Origin of the sequence: Colwellia demingiae (assembly GCF_007954275.1) — a bacterium.
GTDB classification, from domain to species: Bacteria; Pseudomonadota; Gammaproteobacteria; order Enterobacterales; family Alteromonadaceae; genus Colwellia; species Colwellia demingiae.
In genome coordinates this window covers 1-17,076 of record NZ_VOLT01000006.1, presented here as the reverse complement: position 1 = coordinate 17,076, position 17,076 = coordinate 1, and the positions used below count along the sequence as shown (strand labels likewise).

At 36.8% G+C, this 17,076-nt stretch carries 14 protein-coding genes; 13 read left to right on the top strand and 1 reads right to left on the bottom strand.

The genetic code is table 11. The features are described from left to right. Positions 1-87 precede the first annotated feature (87 nt). The 3 genes from ESZ36_RS12655 to ESZ36_RS12645 all read left to right on the top strand — a co-directional run bounded on the left by ESZ36_RS12655 (position 88) and on the right by ESZ36_RS12645 (position 3,271). Positions 88-891: an IclR family transcriptional regulator domain-containing protein gene (locus ESZ36_RS12655; protein WP_146788500.1), complete on the top strand. Its 804-nt coding sequence runs from the start codon at positions 88-90 to the stop codon at positions 889-891. A 99-nt stretch (positions 892-990) separates the two neighbouring features. After that, positions 991-2,346, top strand: a complete 1,356-nt coding sequence (locus ESZ36_RS12650) for a DNA recombination protein RmuC (RefSeq protein ID WP_146788497.1) — start codon at positions 991-993, stop codon at positions 2,344-2,346. Between the two features lie 160 nt (positions 2,347-2,506). Beyond that, positions 2,507-3,271 (top strand): substrate-binding periplasmic protein, encoded by a 765-nt coding sequence (locus ESZ36_RS12645; protein ID WP_146788494.1) that lies wholly within the window; start codon positions 2,507-2,509, stop codon positions 3,269-3,271. A 76-nt stretch (positions 3,272-3,347) separates the two neighbouring features. On the opposite strand, the gene ESZ36_RS12640 is transcribed toward ESZ36_RS12645, so the two are convergent. Further along, positions 3,348-4,685, bottom strand: coding sequence for a sodium-dependent transporter (locus ESZ36_RS12640; protein WP_146788491.1), 1,338 nt, complete (start codon positions 4,683-4,685; stop codon positions 3,348-3,350). Positions 4,686-4,904: 219 nt separating this feature from the next. On the opposite strand from ESZ36_RS12640, the gene ESZ36_RS12635 reads away from it, so the two are divergent. The 10 genes from ESZ36_RS12635 to ESZ36_RS12590 all read left to right on the top strand — a co-directional run bounded on the left by ESZ36_RS12635 (position 4,905) and on the right by ESZ36_RS12590 (position 16,646). Continuing rightward, positions 4,905-5,564, top strand: a complete 660-nt coding sequence (locus ESZ36_RS12635) for an MBL fold metallo-hydrolase (protein WP_146788488.1) — start codon at positions 4,905-4,907, stop codon at positions 5,562-5,564. Next, the gene (locus ESZ36_RS12630) at positions 5,564-6,238 is read left to right on the top strand and encodes an ion transporter (RefSeq protein ID WP_246129091.1); all 675 of its coding nucleotides are present in this window, start codon (positions 5,564-5,566) and stop codon (positions 6,236-6,238) included. The genes ESZ36_RS12635 and ESZ36_RS12630 overlap by 1 nt, the downstream gene beginning before the upstream one ends. A gap of 870 nt (positions 6,239-7,108) precedes the next feature. Further along, positions 7,109-7,366: a hypothetical protein gene (locus ESZ36_RS12625; protein ID WP_146788485.1), complete on the top strand. Its 258-nt coding sequence runs from the start codon at positions 7,109-7,111 to the stop codon at positions 7,364-7,366. Between the two features lie 120 nt (positions 7,367-7,486). Then, the gene (locus ESZ36_RS12620) at positions 7,487-8,614 is read left to right on the top strand and encodes a tyrosine-type recombinase/integrase (RefSeq protein ID WP_146788482.1); all 1,128 of its coding nucleotides are present in this window, start codon (positions 7,487-7,489) and stop codon (positions 8,612-8,614) included. After that, entirely contained in the window at positions 8,614-10,689 is a 2,076-nt protein-coding gene (locus ESZ36_RS12615) for a hypothetical protein (protein WP_146788479.1), read from the top strand. The genes ESZ36_RS12620 and ESZ36_RS12615 overlap by 1 nt, the downstream gene beginning before the upstream one ends. A gap of 9 nt (positions 10,690-10,698) precedes the next feature. Beyond that, entirely contained in the window at positions 10,699-12,678 is a 1,980-nt protein-coding gene (locus ESZ36_RS12610) for a site-specific integrase (RefSeq protein ID WP_146788476.1), read from the top strand. After that, positions 12,665-13,297: a hypothetical protein gene (locus ESZ36_RS12605; protein WP_146788473.1), complete on the top strand. Its 633-nt coding sequence runs from the start codon at positions 12,665-12,667 to the stop codon at positions 13,295-13,297. Before ESZ36_RS12610 ends, ESZ36_RS12605 begins: the two co-directional genes overlap by 14 nt. Before the next feature lie 51 nt (positions 13,298-13,348). Beyond that, positions 13,349-13,777 carry a VPA1267 family protein gene (locus ESZ36_RS12600; protein WP_146788470.1) on the top strand — a complete coding sequence of 143 codons (429 nt, stop codon included), beginning with the start codon at positions 13,349-13,351 and terminating at the stop codon, positions 13,775-13,777. Next, the gene (locus ESZ36_RS12595) at positions 13,777-16,005 is read left to right on the top strand and encodes an AAA family ATPase (RefSeq protein ID WP_146788467.1); all 2,229 of its coding nucleotides are present in this window, start codon (positions 13,777-13,779) and stop codon (positions 16,003-16,005) included. Before ESZ36_RS12600 ends, ESZ36_RS12595 begins: the two co-directional genes overlap by 1 nt. Before the next feature lie 221 nt (positions 16,006-16,226). Continuing rightward, positions 16,227-16,646, top strand: a complete 420-nt coding sequence (locus ESZ36_RS12590) for a tyrosine-type recombinase/integrase (protein ID WP_246129090.1) — start codon at positions 16,227-16,229, stop codon at positions 16,644-16,646. The last annotated feature ends 430 nt before the right edge of the window (positions 16,647-17,076 follow it).

Genomic DNA, 17,076 nt, shown 5'->3' with positions numbered 1-17,076 from the left:
CAATATTTAAAGTTCACTAAAACAAGTTGTGCGCTATGCGAACATTTGTTAGTATGTCGAACATTATTGTAGGTTTGAGATAATTCAATGTCAAAGCAAGAACAAGGAAAACATGATGATGATCAAGTTATGATCAAATCATCCGAAATCGTACAATCCTTACTTAAGGGCTTGCTAGTTATTCAGGCCTTTAATCAGCACAGACCGACGATGACATTGTCTGAAGTTGCTACTGCCACAGGTTATACACGAGCAGCCGCGAGGCGTTTTTTACTGACCTTAGTAAGTGAAGGTTATGCTAAACAAGAAGGGAAGCTGTTTTCGTTAACGGTAAAAATACTTAACTTGGGTTTTTCTTACCTCGCTTCTCAAGATGTTTGGCAGAACGCAAAACCTTTAATGCAGCAATTAGTTGAGCAACTCAATGAGTCATGCTCGGCAGCAGTATTAGAAGGTGAAGATGTTGTCTATGTTGGACGTGTTGCCACCACCAAGCGGATAATGTCTGTTAGCCTAAATGTAGGTACTCGCTTACCTGCCTTTGCAACATCATTAGGTCGAGTACTGTTAGCTGACATGACAGATAAGGCATTAAATGACTTTTTAACAACCTGTCGAGTGAAGCAATATACTGCCTTCACGCTCACTAACAAAGCAGAGTTAAAAACTGAAATATCACGAGTAAATCAGCAAGGTTATTCTTTAGTAGAACAAGAATTAGAGCTGGGCCTAACCTCTATTTCGGTTCCGGTGCGAAATCAAGCCGGAAAAGTTCTTGGTGCGTTAAGTATCAGTACACATATTTCTCAAACAATGAAACAGCAAATATTAACGACTATTTTACCCGCACTAAAAGTCTGCGCAGGTGCTATTGAGCAGCTAACTTATTAAAATACTGGTTGAATATAACGAGTTATGTTTTAATACCTTATAAGTACTGTAATAAAATACAGTGTTAAGTGCTAGTTTTCCTTGAGAGTAATATCAATTATGAATTTTTCCTTAGAGCCACAACACCTTTTACCACTCGCACTAACATTGGCATTAGTATTTTTATTTATGCTGATATGGGTGTTATTTCGACTAAGCAGTATTAACAGTGCTGTGTTAGCACAAAACTCTGAACAAGAAGATCGCGTAAAAGCGTTACTAGACCAGCAGTTTGCAGAACAGTTATTACATTTACAGCAAAATTATCAACAAATTAACCAGCAACAAATATTGCAAGCCCATGATAAACAGCAACTGCAATTATCAAATAATATTGAACAGCAAATGGCTGATTTACGTATTAAACTCATGCGGCAAATAAATGAATTACAAACTCAGCTAGCCACTAATCAAAGCCAATCATTAGATCAGGTGATTAAGCACCTAAATAATACTGGCCAAGCTAACCGAGAAGAGTTGGCTAAAACACTGGCACAAAGCAGTGATCAAATGAGTAAGCGTATTGATGGTTTGACCCTAGCGACCGATAAACGATTACAAGAGATTAGTGGTCAAGTAGAAAAACGCTTGGCTGAAGGCTTTGAAAAAACCACCAAAACCTTTAGTGATATTTTACAGCGTTTGGCGTTAATTGATGACGCGCAGAAAAAAATCACTGAATTATCTACCAACGTAGTGAGCTTGCAAGAAGTACTTAATGATAAGCGCTCACGGGGCGCCTTTGGTGAAGTACAATTAAATAGCTTAATTAGAAATGTGTTACCTGAACAAAGTTTTAAACTTCAACATACGCTATCAAACGGTAAAATTGCCGATTGTGTCCTCTTTTTACCCAAACCTACGGGTAACGTTGTTGTTGATTCTAAATTCCCGTTAGAAAACTATCGAAAAATGGTGGACTTTGAAACTCATGAAGCAGAGCGAAAATCAGCTCTGCGTCAGTTTAAAGTCGATATAAAAAAACATATCAATGATATTAGTGATAAGTACCTGATTGATAACGAAACAGCTGACGGCGCGATTATGTTTATTCCCGCAGAGGCCATTTTTGCCGAGATTCATGGACACCAAAGTGACCTCGTTGAATATGCAAATAAGAAACGTGTTTGGCTGACATCTCCCACGACCTTAATGGCAATATTAACAACGGCACGCTCGGTACTTAAAGATGAAGCGACGCGTCAACAAATTCATATTATTCAGGCGCATTTATCCGATTTAGCACAAGACTTTAGTCGTTTTAAAGGCCGTTTTGCTAACCTTGCTATGCATATAGATCAGGCGGCAACGGATGTAAAACAAATACATACTTCGGCAGATAAAATATCTACCCGTTTTGAGAAAATAGAGCAGGTGGATCTCAGTGAAAAAGAATCTTTAGAGTTGCATGACTAAAAGTACTCTTAGGACCATTTTCCTATCTAATCATAGAAATTTACTACTATTTACCGTTCTTTTATGGTTAATTGGTTATTATGATTAATAGAAAAAGTGTAATGTCGATAATCAGTTCTTTTATTCTCGTTTATAAGACTCTGTCAGTGGGTTGTTTTATATGATTAAAATATTATACCGTTTGCTCTTATTCTCCCTATTATTTACATCAAGTTCGATAATAGCTAAACAAGATCTAAAAATAGGTGTTGGCAATTTTTCGCTTTTTTTGGGGGACGAAAATAAGCAAGGCTTGTTTCTTGAAATTACCGAAGAAATATTTAAGCAATTACCAAGATACAATGTGAAGTTTATCTATATGAGTAATTATAGGTTGTTACATGAAATTAATTCAGGCAAAAGAATAGATGTAGCATGTAATATATTCTCTAACTCACAAGTTGAAGGTTTTTTATCCGCGCCTATTTTTCGCTATACCGATGTAGCCGTGTCAAAAAATTCAACCGAACTAAAGATAAATAAAGTTTCCGATCTAAAAAGGTTTTCTGTTGCTGCCTATCAAGGGGCTAAAGATTTACTTGGGGATGATTTTAAAGAAATGGCGCTCGCTAACTCTAAATACAGTGAGCATTCAAAGCCTGATGAGACCACTTATTTGATGGTTGCTGGCCAGAAAGATATTCGCATCGGAGATATACATATCTTTTTACATGACTTAGCAGATAAACGTTATATAAATGAAGAAAAAATAGAGGCTAAGGATTTCACCATACATAGGCTTTGGCCAGACGTATATTCACATATGGCCTTTAAAGATGAGATGCTAAGAAACTCAGTCAATGATGTAATTAAAGAACTAACGACTGATGGAACCATAGAGGCCATTTATCTTAAACATCGAGAGCCCCTTCACACTTCTTTCTAATCATTAGCAACAACTAGTATGGTTAGCTGAACATTCAATCCCTTTAACTCGTCTCAATAAGAATCAGAGATAGCGATTAAAAAGCTACATTAATAAAAACTACGACTAAAAGAACAGGGCAGATAAAGCGTAAATAAAAGCCAAGTAATTTTAATGATGTGTGCTTATTTAATTGAGCAATATCGGTAAGTTGATTACCGCGTTTCCACAACCAACCAACAACGATGAAGTAAAATAATGACATCAGTGGTTGTAAAATAGTGGTTAGGAGCTGGATCACTAAGCCAAATAGTTGCTCAAAAAAGGCGATGAGAAACATACTAGCAATAAATACCAACCCAGAGACGAACCAAGTCGCACGTTTTCTTGTCATCGCTTTATCTTCAATTAGATAAGCAACAGGTACTTCAGTTGATGAAATGGTTGAGGTAAGAGCTGCAATTGATAATAGTGAGAAAAAAGCAAAAGAAACAAGTAAACCAACGCTTCCCATAGAGCTAAATAGTGTTGGTAAAATATTAAATATAAGTTGCCCTTCACCAATGAGATGACCGTCTACAAATACTTCTTGTCCGGCATGTTGAGCGACAAAGAGTGCAGGGATAATAAGTAAACCAGCAATAAAGGCAATAAAGGTATCAAGTAACGTTATCGATAATACTAACTTGCCAACACTTTGTCCCTTAGGCATATATGAGCCATAAGCCATCATAGCGCCAACACCAATAGCGAGTGAGAAAAAAGCTTGCCCCATGGCTGAAATAACCAACTTTGGCTCAGTGACTTGACTAAAGTCAGGGACTAAGTAAAGCGTCAAACCTTCTTCCGCCCCCTCTTGTTGTAATATATAAATAATTAAACCAAGCAGCATCACTAATAACATTGGCATTAATCTCGCTGACCAACGCTCTATGCCACTGTGAACACCTTGATGGACGATAGCTGCCCCTAGCACGATAAATATCGGAGTAAATATTACATTTCGGAGCGTACTTGAGGTCGATAGCCAATGAGATAAGTCCATTAAACCGACTAATTCAGCTAATGATGCTAGCGCATGCGACAGCATCCAACCTGCTACTATGGTATAAAAACTGAGCATCATCATAGCGCCAATAATACCTATAATGCCGGCAGAGTGACCGAGGTTTTTGAAGCGCTTACCACAAGCGTTAGCTAAGGCGGAAACTGGATTAGTTTGTGCTTGATTGCCAATGTAAATTTCCGCATAAAGTGCAGGTAAAGCAAGTAAAAAAGTCACGACTAAATAAACAACTAAAAAGGCACCGCCACCATTATTTGCCGCCTGAGTGGGGAAGCCCCAAATATTGCCTAAACCTATTGCAGCACCTGCTGCCGCGAGAACAAAACCAAGACGAGAATGAAAAGAGTCACGAGAAGAAGCAGTGGTCATAAATAGTGAGTAGTCGATAAAATTAGTTGCGCAAAGCTTACCGAGTTAAGACGCTTAGGGGAAGTACTATTCATTGCTTTTGTTACATTTTTGTTAGCACTATAGCGGGATGATATTTGGATATTAAAACTAATCCAATATGCTGAAATCCTGCACTTTGAATGATAACGGGTATATAATGCTGTCTTTTTGTAAATAGAAACAATTGAAGAGCAAGATATGTTGAAGCATGAAATTATTCCGGTAACTCCTTTTGAGCAAAACTGTACTTTATTTTGGTGTAGTGACACTAAAAAAGCCGCGGTAGTCGATCCTGGTGGTGATATCGAAAAAATTAAAGCGGGTATTGCCAAACATGGCTTAACACTTGAAAAGGTTCTTATCACGCATGCACATATTGATCATGCCGGTGCAACTGATGCTCTGGCAAGTCACTACGATGTGCTGATTGAGGGGCCACACAAAGAAGATCAGTTCTGGATAGATGGTATTGATGATCAAAAGCAACGCTTTGGTAGTTATTTTTCGTATGCGAAAAAATTTACGCCAAATCGTTTTTTAAATCAAGGTGATACGGTTAGCTTTGGTAATATTGTTATGGAGGTGTATTTTTGTCCGGGTCATACACCGGGTCATATCGTATTTTTCCATCGTGAGTCAAAACTTGCCCAAGTTGGCGATGTGTTATTTAGTGGCTCGATAGGGCGTACTGACTTTCCTCGTGGGGATCATGCAACGCTAATTAATTCTATTCGTAAAAATCTATTCCATTTAGGTGATGATGTTCGTTTTATCCCAGGTCATGGCCCAATGAGTACCTTTGGAAAAGAACGTCGCAGTAACCCCCATGTAAGTGATGCAGCGGTAGGAATAAGATAATGAGTCTTTTAGTACTAAAAGCTCAACGACAATTAAGAAAAATAGATAATAGTAAAGTTTTTCAAGGTATTGTTATTGCAGTTATTTTATTGTCTGCGTTGTTGATTGGCGCAAAAACACATAATTTATCTTCTAACGTCGTTGCTATTTTATTGCTAATGGATGTTGCGGTTACCGTATTTTTTGCGGTAGAAATATCTATTCGTTACTTAGCTTGCCCAAAGAAAAAGAGTTTCTTTAAAAGTGGCTGGAATATTTTTGATACCATCATTGTTATTGGTAGCCTAGTTCCATCGGGTGGCTCTGGCGTATTACTCGCTCGTTTATTGCGCGTATTTCGTGTTTTGCGTTTAGTATCCATGGTGCCAGAATTGCGCTTACTGATTAATGCATTACTCAAAGCGATACCTCGTATGGGCTATATCGCGCTACTCATGTTTGTTATTTTCTATATCTATGCTGCGATTGGTAGTATGTACTTTCACTCGATTAATGAAGTGTTGTGGGGCGATGTATCCATCTCTATGCTGACTTTATTTCGTGTCGCCACTTTTGAAGATTGGACAGATTATCTCCCCTTGTTCTTTTTGGTTCTTTTTGTTGACAAGAGTCATAAATATCCTTGTATTTTTATGACTCTAAAATATCAACAAATGTCATGGTGTTATCGATAAAAAGGTTTGAGATCTAATAAATTGATTTAAGAGCTAAACTCATTATTAAGCGACTTACTCTTTTGAGTGGTCGCTTTTTTATTTTGTGACAAAAGAAGAAAAATTTTCAATTCAATATATGTGCTTGCATAGATACTGCCTACTATTCTCGATCAAAAATACATCGATATGAATATTTTCCTGCTTCAAAGTACCAGCTTTAACTAACTCCCGCTGAAAAACAATGAACAGGACAATGGCATTCCAAAGCATATTATTCGATGATATAAACGAAGATGGCTAAAAGTAGTAAAGAAAGTCGATACAAAAGTTGGCAAAGCAAAAAAAAAAGGTGATGCAAAATACGCATGGCATATCGGCACCAAATCAAATGACTACTTAAAATAAATGAACATTTTCAAAGACTACGTAATTATTTTGCTAACAAGGCAGACTACAAATTGGTTTATTCAGTAACTATCTCATGCTGGTTCAATTGAAAACTACTTACCCCTTACCTCTGCTTTTCTTCAAAATATCAACAGGCAGTAAGTGAGTATCAAATCAGAGGGGGGACGCGTGATTTTATAAGTTGGGCACTGCACCGAAAAGTCTGACTTAGTGAGGAGAGAATGACTTCACTTACCAAAAAGTTAATGCGAATCGCATGGACTTTTAATCAACAAACCCCTATCAATATAGTGTCATGTTAATGCATTTAGTTCCTGTCAATATAGTGTCATATTAATGCATTTAGTTCCTGTCAATATTGTGTCATATTAATGCATTAACTATTTGAATTTTATTGCTATTTTGTGTTGAATTCATCTTGATTTTTGACTATGATTTTTAGTGCGTGTTAACTAAGCTTTTTGTTAGAGAGGTACTACAGTGGAAAAGAAAGATATTAGCTCTAACTATCACAAGCTAGAAAAATGTTGTGGTGAGTTTTTTGATGAAAAAGAGAAAATATATTTTTTTCCCCTAATAGCTAGTTGGGCAGGCTCAGATAGACAAGCTGTTAGTTGGTTTCAAAATGAGAAAATCCCAGCTCTTGGAGGAAAGACAGGGCTAGAGATCTGCCGAAATAATCAAATGAATGATTTTCTTCATTATATCCGCCAAATAGAGTATGGAGGCTTTTCTTAACGCTTTGTCATAAATCGTTAAGATCTCATATCTATTAATTTGGTGCTTTTGACACATTCACTAAATACTCTTGTCCGCAGATCTCAAACCTGTTTATCAGTAACACATGGGGTGATAAAAATGGATGTAGCTAAAGTTAAAAATGTATCTTCTGGAGGTCGATATTTAGAGTTTTATTGCGTGGTAAATAATGATGGTATTCCTTTGCTTGAGCCTGGCCTCTATCTTCTTGACTTAGCTAAAGCTGGCAATGCTATAAGTACCACTGAAAATTACGCTAGAGTTTTGAAAGACTTTTTTGGAGTTTTAGATAGCAGTGGAGGAGATCTAAAGTACGATCAAGTTACTGACGCTCAGATGACAGGTTATCTTAATGGTTACAGAGTTCAAAAATTAAAAAATTCACCTGAAACGGTTAACTATCATGCAACTATATTAAATGAGTTTTATAAGAAAATGGCTAATTTGGGGATCTCAGATAATTTGAAAAATATCTCATTTACGTGGGAAGGTCTAAAAAAAGTCAAAAATAAAAAAGAAGTTCTATCAACTGAAATACTTCAAATTTACATGGATAAAAAATCTTTTGAAGAGGATGTACTTGCTAATATCACTGCTACTAGTGCATTTAAACGTGAAAGAGACGAGATTGCGCTTAAGTTAGGGTATTACGCAGGGTTTAGAACGCATGAATTGGTAAGTTACGATAACCTGAATGTAAAGGAATTAAGAAAGTTACTTCCTAAGCAAAAGGATTGGACTCCCAAATCAATGAAATTAAAGATTATGGGAAAGGGGAATAAAATGAGATCGGCACAAGTAAGTGTCGAATTGGCTGAAGCAATTTACAATTTTATTTGGAATCGAGGATCGCACCTTACAGGATCTTTAATGGCTGCTAAATCGGGTAAAGACCTAGTCGATAAGAAATTTGGCACAAAGCTCTTTGAAAGGTGTGTGAAAGCTCGGATTTTAAAGGGGGTGGAAAACATAGATGATTGGCTTGCTCGCCGTTATCACACTTTAAGAAAGTGTTACGCGACAAATTCAGTAACCTACTGTTATAAAAAGGGTAAAGACCCAATGGTATTTGTGAGTCAATGGATGGGCCATACGGATTATGAGATGACCAAAATATACGTATTCTATTATGCTGTTGTGATGGGTAGGGTTGACATATTAAACACACTTTCATTGAAGGACAGTCGATACGAAAGATATAACAAAAAAAAGAAGGATGAAGATTAATGAGACTTGAAAGTATCACTATAAGAGAATTGAATCACTACGAATTCTCTGTGGGGAGTATTAACTATGTACTCCCGAGTGATTTTCGAGATGTACCTTTATTTTTATTTTATATTGATTATATGCATAGTCCCAAGTTTAAGGTGTGTGTCTTGGATTATCGAGTAAATATAGCTAGGGAGGTTATTTCTTTCATTGGTGTCGCAAGTGATCAAATAATACAGCACAAAGCTATGCCAGAAAAAATTTTTAATACATACATGCAGTTCATTAAAGGTGGTGTTACTGGTAATACGGTTAGGTCAAGGCTTAACTGGCTTCTGTATCCACTCAGGTTATATGGAGAAGAACGCTCCGTGACGTCCGAATACTGGAGAGAAGAATTTTTACAGTTATTATATAAGGCACCTGTTTTAAAGGGGAGTAATACAACGCCTAATCCAGATTTAGTATCAATGTTTACTAATACGCCATACGACAATACAGAGGCCATTAAATCATTAAGGTCTGTATGTTGTTATATAATTCTGAAGTTTGATGAAAAAAGAAAACTTTTTATTAAGCACCCCAATGTCAAGGGGTTTGCGATAGAAGCCTACCGAAAATCTACGGATTCTTTCCCGTTAATGGGGATTCCTTCGACTCATATACATGACCAATATAAAAATGCCCTAAGATTACATGCTCCCCTTTTTAACGCTGTAATAGAAGAGAATGATAATTGGGTTTTAGAGCGATTATCTCACAATTACCCCCCTCCTCTATGGTATATGCCTCAAGAGAATGACTCGTTAACTAGGAATAAATCATGGTTTAAAAAATGGGTGCGGCTTCCGAAAAAAACGAATCAATATACTGTTAAAACAGCGGTTGTTGTTGATAAGAAAAAAACGACTCATACAGCGACGAATGGTTATATTTTAAATGATATTTATGGTCTATCTCACGAACAAGTGTTCGCTATGCAATGTCTGCTTGCATCAGAAAGAATTCAATCCTCAGGCATTCGTGATTTGTGCTTAAAAGATATTGTCATTAACGACAAAGGCGTACAAATTGGTTATGGGAAGAGGCGAAGAGGCATTGATTCCGCAACGTTAATATATCGAAAAGGTTCACTTATATACAAGGCTTATTCAACTTTTATTGATAGATTTAAAGAACAGCACACAGGCGAAAACCCTCTTTTGATACAATATCATAAAGATTCAGGGAAAATGGATATTTTGGGACAACTTGGACTTACCTCATCGAGAATGCAAAAATTCTTTACGGATATGGTTAATGAGAAGACAGAGTTACACAATAATTTGATGAAGGAGGTTGGAGAGGACGCGAACCCTTTTTTGTTTTATGTTAAGAACTTAATATCTCATAATCATCGAGCTAAAAAAGGTCACGCTTCCTATGGAACCGATAGTAATGTTGTTGAGGGTGTTTTATCTCTTAGTATTAACGCTATTGCAATGTCAAGGGTAAGAATGGATGACAAAATAGACAACACTAGCAATAAAGAGGTTGATCAAAAACTAAACGAAGAACTAGGTGCAGAGCTAACGGCCCAGAGCTTAGCTACGAAAAAAAACGTTTATAATGCTCGTTCCAATTCTCCTGAAAAAATTAAGTCTTTGAGATCCTTTGCATCCCAAGTTGGGGACTCTATGGAACAAGATGCATTACTGGTTAGCGATCTTTTTAATAAAACCAAAGTCCTAGATATGAAATCGTTCAAAAAAGAGTTAGGCATAAATGATAGTGCAATTGAAGCGGAAGATTTGTATGAATTGATTGAAAAAGAACTTGGGGATGTCATTGGTGATATTGGTGATATTGAATTAAACAATAAGAGAGTTGTGGTAGCTACTCCTTTAACTGCTGCTCTTATAATTTCCAAAATTAAACACATTGAAAAAGAATTGCCAAGAATTAAAGTTGATCATGAGAAAAAAGCAGTCAGGTTTAAGGCACACCATTCGTATTTAACATTATTGTTAGATGAATTTTCGCAATCAATTTTAGCAGAAGGCAAGGCGAAGTCTAAAAAGTTTAGTTTTCCATTCGCGTCATTAATATAGGGGATATAAATGAAAGTAACACAGTTAAAGTTTCAAGATATAAAATTTCCTAATATTAACGACTTATCGAGTGAGATATTGTTTGTCACGAACGATAAGGTTTCTGCTGCTGATGATTCACCAAAAATATGTGAATTCGAATTCAACAGCGAAAAATTGAATATGTCTGATTTATGGCTATCCAATTTCAAGACCCTATTTATTCAGAAGTGTGGAGGCGTAGATGTAAATACTAGACAAATAACGTGTAATATTAACACTGCCAAGGCATATCACTCTAACCTTAGGCGGATTTTTATTTGGGCAAGTATGAATAAACCAGATACGCCAATGAGGAACTGGACGGAAGAAGATTGTCAAAAATTAATATTAAGCACTTTACAAAATCAAATCGATTTTTACATAGAAGGCAGCATAGCTCAAAGAAATTGTGAAAATATTGAAATACTTGGGCACGGTCCAGTTGAATCACTTTATTCACTATTGCTAGACTCAAGAAAGCTATATCTTAAAGGGATGATTTATGATGGCATCAATGTCACTCTACCTAAAACTTTCCTAATGAGTACGGTAGAACCGATACTTAAAGATCATGGCATCGTTCCCCATGAATGGCGCGAAGGGAATGGGTGGGACTCTTTGCCGATTGTTAATGCCATGCTTAATTTAGGTCACGCTATAGAGGTTATTAGAAGCGAAGAAACTAAGTTAGCTGTTGCATTTTTTAAGCATCAGCAAAGTGTCAATTCCATCAGTCACTTACAGTTGTTTAATAATGGATTCTTTGAAGAGTTTTGCGCTTCACCATTCATTACCCCTAATGGGAGGAAAAGGAAGGTTGGAGTTGTTAAAGCTTACACAGCGTTAAAAAAATTATTTGAAAGTATACTTGGTTACGAAGTTGTGGGAATGCCTTTCAACTATGAAGAATTGGTTCAAACTATACGACGGATCTATGGTGCTGCTCTCACTATATTTTTATCATTAACAGGCATCAGGATAAGCGAAGTTAGCTCAATTTATGCAGACGACTATAAGCAAGAAAGCGATGGCGTTTGGGTGTTCAAAAGTGATCTTGTAAAAACGAATTACGGATTAACAGAAGTCAGAACTATGTCAGGGTTGGTTGCAGAAGCTGCTAACATTATGGTTGAAGTATCTTATACACAAAAGGTGCGTCGAGACGACGGGATTCGTCCACCACTGTTTGCCCAAATGCACCAATCAAGATTTAAAACTACGAAAAAATTCACATGTGCTAGTGAAAACACTCTACGTAGTATTCTGAGCAATCATTATTCTTTGTCTATTGAAAAATACGGAAGTCAATTTGCTAATGTATGCAACCATTTGCATCCGCATATGCTTAGACACTCTTTTGCTGAGTTTGCTATAAGGAGATTTGACGGAAATGTGCTTGAAGCAATTCGTCAGCACTTTAGGCATGCCTATGGCAGTAAATTCACCAAAAGGTACACAGATAATAAACTTACTGAGGAAGTGTCAGAAGAGATTGAGAGGGATTATATAGATGAGCTAGTGAAAAGAATGGCATTTGATGATATTGATGATGCGTTCGTAGGGCACTTAGCATTGTTTATTAAAAGAAAAGTTAAAGATGTTGCTGTTATAGAGCCTTCAGAGGTTGAAGAATTACTGAAGGAGGTATCAGAGAGCATAGAGAGTATAGAAGTCCACGAATATGGAATTTGCATAGTAATAAAAGAGACTAAAGGATTGTCGAAATGTCTAGATAAAGAGACGCAATCTCCAAATATTGAAAATGGATGTTTCAAATTATGTTCCGGCTGCCTACATAATGTGAGTAGCAAGAACAGTAATAAAGAAGAAATTACTCGAATTGTTATTTCTCACCAAGAGTTTTTAAAGGAGTTCCCTATTAAAACCCGTGCTCACTCTGTTAGTAAGGAAGTGGTTAAAAACGGAACAAAGATATTAGATGAGTGGGAACAAGATGATAGATCTTAGTCAGTTTTCTGTACCAGACTCTACCGAATCAGGTAAAGAGCCAATTTGGGTTGCTGACCTTTCTCCAAAAGCAAAAAATTTATTCGATTCATTACAAGTAGAATTTAAAGATATTAAGGAACGAATCGATAGGCGTGTATTAGAACTTAGAGAGCAAACTCCGGAGACACCTATAGAAAAGTGTGTAAAACATCTGACGATAACAGAAAGAACTATTGTCGTGATGCAACTCTGTGAGAGGCTTAATATTAACCGCTCCAATATTCGAAAAGATCGTAAAAGCATACCAAAATTACTGGGGCATATAAGCAATCTAAACGGGAAGCTTTCAATTTATTGGAGTGATGTTGTTGGTAATATCACATCAGGTAAACGCTTAACAAAGCCAGAATTGACTTCATTAAAGTCTGATCTTGAGCTGCAACTACAAAACGAAAAAAATAAGAATCTGGTTGATTATTTTGAGGCAGCTTTAAATTCACAAGTATTGGATTCGCATGCTGCATTGGCGCAAAAACACAAAGATTTGAAAAAAGACTATGATGTTGCTCAAACAACTATCGCACAATTAAGAAAAGCCAATAGTGAGCTCACTCTTCAGTTAAACCGTAAGGGATAATCATGGTGAGTGGAAAGGAAAAAGCGATTATCAGAAGAAAAAGGAAATCGAATGAGCTCCGTAGACAAAGATATTAATACAGAAAAATGGCGTGTTTGGGTAGATAGCATGACCGATCAAAAATATGTAGATATCATATCAAGAAGTGGCCAATTGAATCGCCGATTAATTGCGAAGGGGTGTGGATTTTCTAAAACGACTTTGAGAGATAATCCCGATATATGCCCAGAACTTAAACAACTTGAAGATGATTTAAGAGATCGCAATGTACTCCCTCAGTTAACTGAAAAAGGTGAAAAAGAGTTACTAAAGCCAAAAGATATACAAAAAGAATCAACTAAAGCTGCTAGAGAGCAATCGAGAGTGCCAGACTTAGAACAGCAGATAATAGAGCTTAAAGCCGAAAATGCAGCCCTAAGAGGGAAATTTGGGCGTTTTAGCGAGTTAAGTGATACGTTTGCGGACTTAGGTGAGCTTTAATGATGCAGACAGGATACGAGGCTGATTTGACCGTTCGAATTACGAAAATATTCACTAGCACTAAAAAGACTAAAGATTATATTCTTTTTAGCGCAGTATCCGTTCATAAAACAGAGCATAGGGTTCTTAGTAAAATTGATTACTACACGATAAAAGCTCCTGACACTATTTCACCAGATCCGCACGAAGGTGAAATATGGTCGATTAAAGGTAATGCTAGTTACGAAGAAACGCCTAGTTTTGATGGTAAGTATTATATTAAAAAACATCATGTTAATGTTGTAAAAGCTGAACTAATTCTTTCTAAAAACCCCATTGGGTTTAAATCATTTATTGCTGACACACCTCATTTCAAGGGGATTGGTTTGTCTACAGCCGAGAAGCTTTGGCAAGAGTTTGGCGAGAATATATATCAAATTTTAGAAAATAAAGATCTAGCTAAACTTATGACATTAAAAGGATTGGGAAAAATATCTGCTGTAGCTTTAATAACAGGGTTTGAACAATTCTCTTACCTAAAATATTCAAAATTCTTCACAGAACATGACATCCCAGTAGCTATTCAAAAACGTATTTATAAATTCAATGGAGTGACAGACGGTTCGTTAGTAAAAAAAGAGGATATTGAGTTTGATCCTGATCCAACTGTTTTGATCAAATCTAATCCATATTCCCTTAGCACTTTTGGAATGGACTTCAAGCTAAATGATCGAATTGCAAAGGTGCACTTTGATATCACAGATTGTGACACTCGAAGATTGGTTGCTGCTGTAGTTGAGGTGATGAGAAAACATGCATCTAAGGGGCATACTGTTGCACATCGTTCACAATTAATAAAACCATTAAAGGAAATGTTAGGATCTGATGATTTAGCGAGTAAGGCGCTTGAAGGAGGCTACGATAAAAAAGCATTTATCATCTATCCTAAAAGCGGCATGTATCAGTTCACTTCAACTTATATTATGGAAAATACTGTTGTAAAACGTCTCTTGAAATTACATGAGCTAGGCGAGATATATGATGAGGTCGAAGATGCTGCTTGTATTAGCGCATTTCAGTCAGTCCCTTTTAATTTGGAACCACAACAACGTGAAGCAGTGATGACTTCAATTAGCTATGCTATTTCTTGCATAACAGGCGGTGCGGGAACGGGAAAAACAACTGTACTTAATACTGTCCTAAATGCTTATGAAGAAATTGGTTATAAGATAAAAGCTGTAGCATTAAGTGGTCGTGCAGCTATGAGGATGCGTCAAAGCATTCGTCGACCATGCTCAACCATAGCTAAGTTTTTAAGAGAAGATGCAATTGAGGATGTAGCTGATAACAAGTTTTTACTAGTCATTGATGAGAGTTCAATGATTGACTTGCCAACCATTTTTAAGATCGCCACCCATATTGCACCTGAGGTTCGGATCTTATTCGTTGGTGATCCGAACCAACTCCCTCCTATCGGTGCCGGAAAAATACTTGCTGATATAGTAAAATCGAGATTAATACATAACACTGAGCTAAGCATAGTGAAACGACAAGGGGCAAGTAGTGGCATACCGGAATATTCTAAGTTAATAAATGAAGGGGTAATTCCTCCTAAGCTCACCACAGGAGCCATTACGTTTCATGATACAGGATTTGAATTTGTTGTAGATAAATGCGTTGAACTATATCATCAAGCCCCAGAAAATAGTCGTGTGGTAACCCCTACTAATGCCTTAGTTGATAAAATCAATGCAAAATGTCAACTTGAGTTAAACCCTAATGGAAAGCGAATTGAGTATGAAAGGGATGGTCAACATTATCGCGATAATCTCTATCAAAACGATCCTGTTTTATTTACACAAAACAACTATGACGTTGGCGTTCAAAACGGCTCTTTAGGTAAATTAATTTCTGTTGAACAAGATGGAAGTATATTGGGTGAAGTACAAATGGATGACTTTGAAGATGAAGAATCTGAATTTGTCTCATTAACTGAATCATTGCTTTACACATTAAAAGCAGGTTATGCGATAACCCTCCACAAAGCGCAAGGTTCACAGTTTCCTAGGGTTATAGTTGCTTTGTCAGGAGGAAGTAATTTAGATCGAGCGTGGCTCTACACTGCAATCACAAGAGCCGAAGAAGAAATTCATATTGTTGGCCCAAAAGAAAAATTAATCAGTGCTATTAAAACTCAAAGTAATGCGAGTAAGCGACAAACCTATTTGCAGGAACTTTTAAAAATATAAAAAATAAAATTATTACATTGAAGAGTGAGTACAGGTACAAGCGGAAATAAACTGTGTGTCAACGCGAAGCGTTGCCCACAACTTATTCTGCATTCTTGCGTAGCAAGATGTGCCAGTAGTTGAGCAACTGGTAGGTCAATACTTGAGTTTTTTTTCGCAACAGGCATTCTACTGGAGAGCTAGTAAAACTCAATATTGATGACATTGATTTCAATGGGCTTATGGTACGAGTACACGGTAAAGGTAAGAAAGAGCGCCTAGTGCCAATTAGTCTTCGTGGTTTTGAATGGATCGCTTTTTACATTGGTAAAATTCGCCCTATGTTCCCATTTATTGGCTCAGGTAAATCGCTGTTTTTAGCCAATAACGGCAAACGTTATGTACCTGGTAAGTTATCGGATATTGCTTCACAATATGTGAAACTAGCAGGGTTTGACCAAACTGGAACATGTCATTTATTCCGCCATAACACTGCAACCACCATGTTAGATAATGGTGCTGATTTGAGACATGTACAGGAAATACTTGGTCATGCCAGTATTCTCACTACGCAGTTATGCACTCACGTTAGCCGTAAAAAACTCACCCAAGTTTATAATGACACACATCCTTCAGCCCAAGGTGGTAGTGGGTTATTTTGATACATATTCTTGAAATATACCTTCTAGATCAAATATGTAACTTGCCACAGTTCCTTTCTTAAAGCAGACTAAGTGAATTAAAAAATTTAACGATTAATGAAACTTTAAAGGAAAAGGATTTTATGGGTAAAAGTGCTGTAGTTTTTTATTCTTCTGACTCTGAGAAGGAAACCGTTAATAAAAGAGTAACATTATTAAATGAACAACTTGAATAACCCTAACTCGCTCCGGGGCACAATGTATGGTCCGCCTCGATATTGCAAGTAATAATATCGATAACGTAGTTGGTTTGCGCTAATGTATTCGGAGTCTTTTTGGGTTACCAAATATATTAGGCCCAGCTCCACGATGAGATCCGCGCTAGATTGTCCTCAAAAGCGCCAAAGCATACTTAAAAAGTTGCTGTAGTGCCCCACAGGTCTTCAACCTA

Excerpts from the sequence above, each read along its gene's own strand:
- ESZ36_RS12655 (WP_146788500.1), top strand. The coding sequence starts at position 88 with ATGTCAAAGCAAGAACAAGGAAAACATGATGATGATCAAGTTATGATC.
- ESZ36_RS12650 (WP_146788497.1), top strand. The coding sequence starts at position 991 with ATGAATTTTTCCTTAGAGCCACAACACCTTTTACCACTCGCACTAACA.
- ESZ36_RS12645 (WP_146788494.1), top strand. The coding sequence starts at position 2,507 with ATGATTAAAATATTATACCGTTTGCTCTTATTCTCCCTATTATTTACA.
- ESZ36_RS12640 (WP_146788491.1), bottom strand. The coding sequence starts at position 4,685 with ATGACCACTGCTTCTTCTCGTGACTCTTTTCATTCTCGTCTTGGTTTT.
- ESZ36_RS12635 (WP_146788488.1), top strand. The coding sequence starts at position 4,905 with ATGTTGAAGCATGAAATTATTCCGGTAACTCCTTTTGAGCAAAACTGT.
- ESZ36_RS12630 (WP_246129091.1), top strand. The coding sequence starts at position 5,564 with ATGAGTCTTTTAGTACTAAAAGCTCAACGACAATTAAGAAAAATAGAT.
- ESZ36_RS12620 (WP_146788482.1), top strand. The coding sequence starts at position 7,487 with ATGGATGTAGCTAAAGTTAAAAATGTATCTTCTGGAGGTCGATATTTA.
- ESZ36_RS12615 (WP_146788479.1), top strand. The coding sequence starts at position 8,614 with ATGAGACTTGAAAGTATCACTATAAGAGAATTGAATCACTACGAATTC.
- ESZ36_RS12610 (WP_146788476.1), top strand. The coding sequence starts at position 10,699 with ATGAAAGTAACACAGTTAAAGTTTCAAGATATAAAATTTCCTAATATT.
- ESZ36_RS12605 (WP_146788473.1), top strand. The coding sequence starts at position 12,665 with ATGATAGATCTTAGTCAGTTTTCTGTACCAGACTCTACCGAATCAGGT.
- ESZ36_RS12600 (WP_146788470.1), top strand. The coding sequence starts at position 13,349 with ATGAGCTCCGTAGACAAAGATATTAATACAGAAAAATGGCGTGTTTGG.
- ESZ36_RS12595 (WP_146788467.1), top strand. The coding sequence starts at position 13,777 with ATGATGCAGACAGGATACGAGGCTGATTTGACCGTTCGAATTACGAAA.
- ESZ36_RS12590 (WP_246129090.1), top strand. The coding sequence starts at position 16,227 with ATGGTACGAGTACACGGTAAAGGTAAGAAAGAGCGCCTAGTGCCAATT.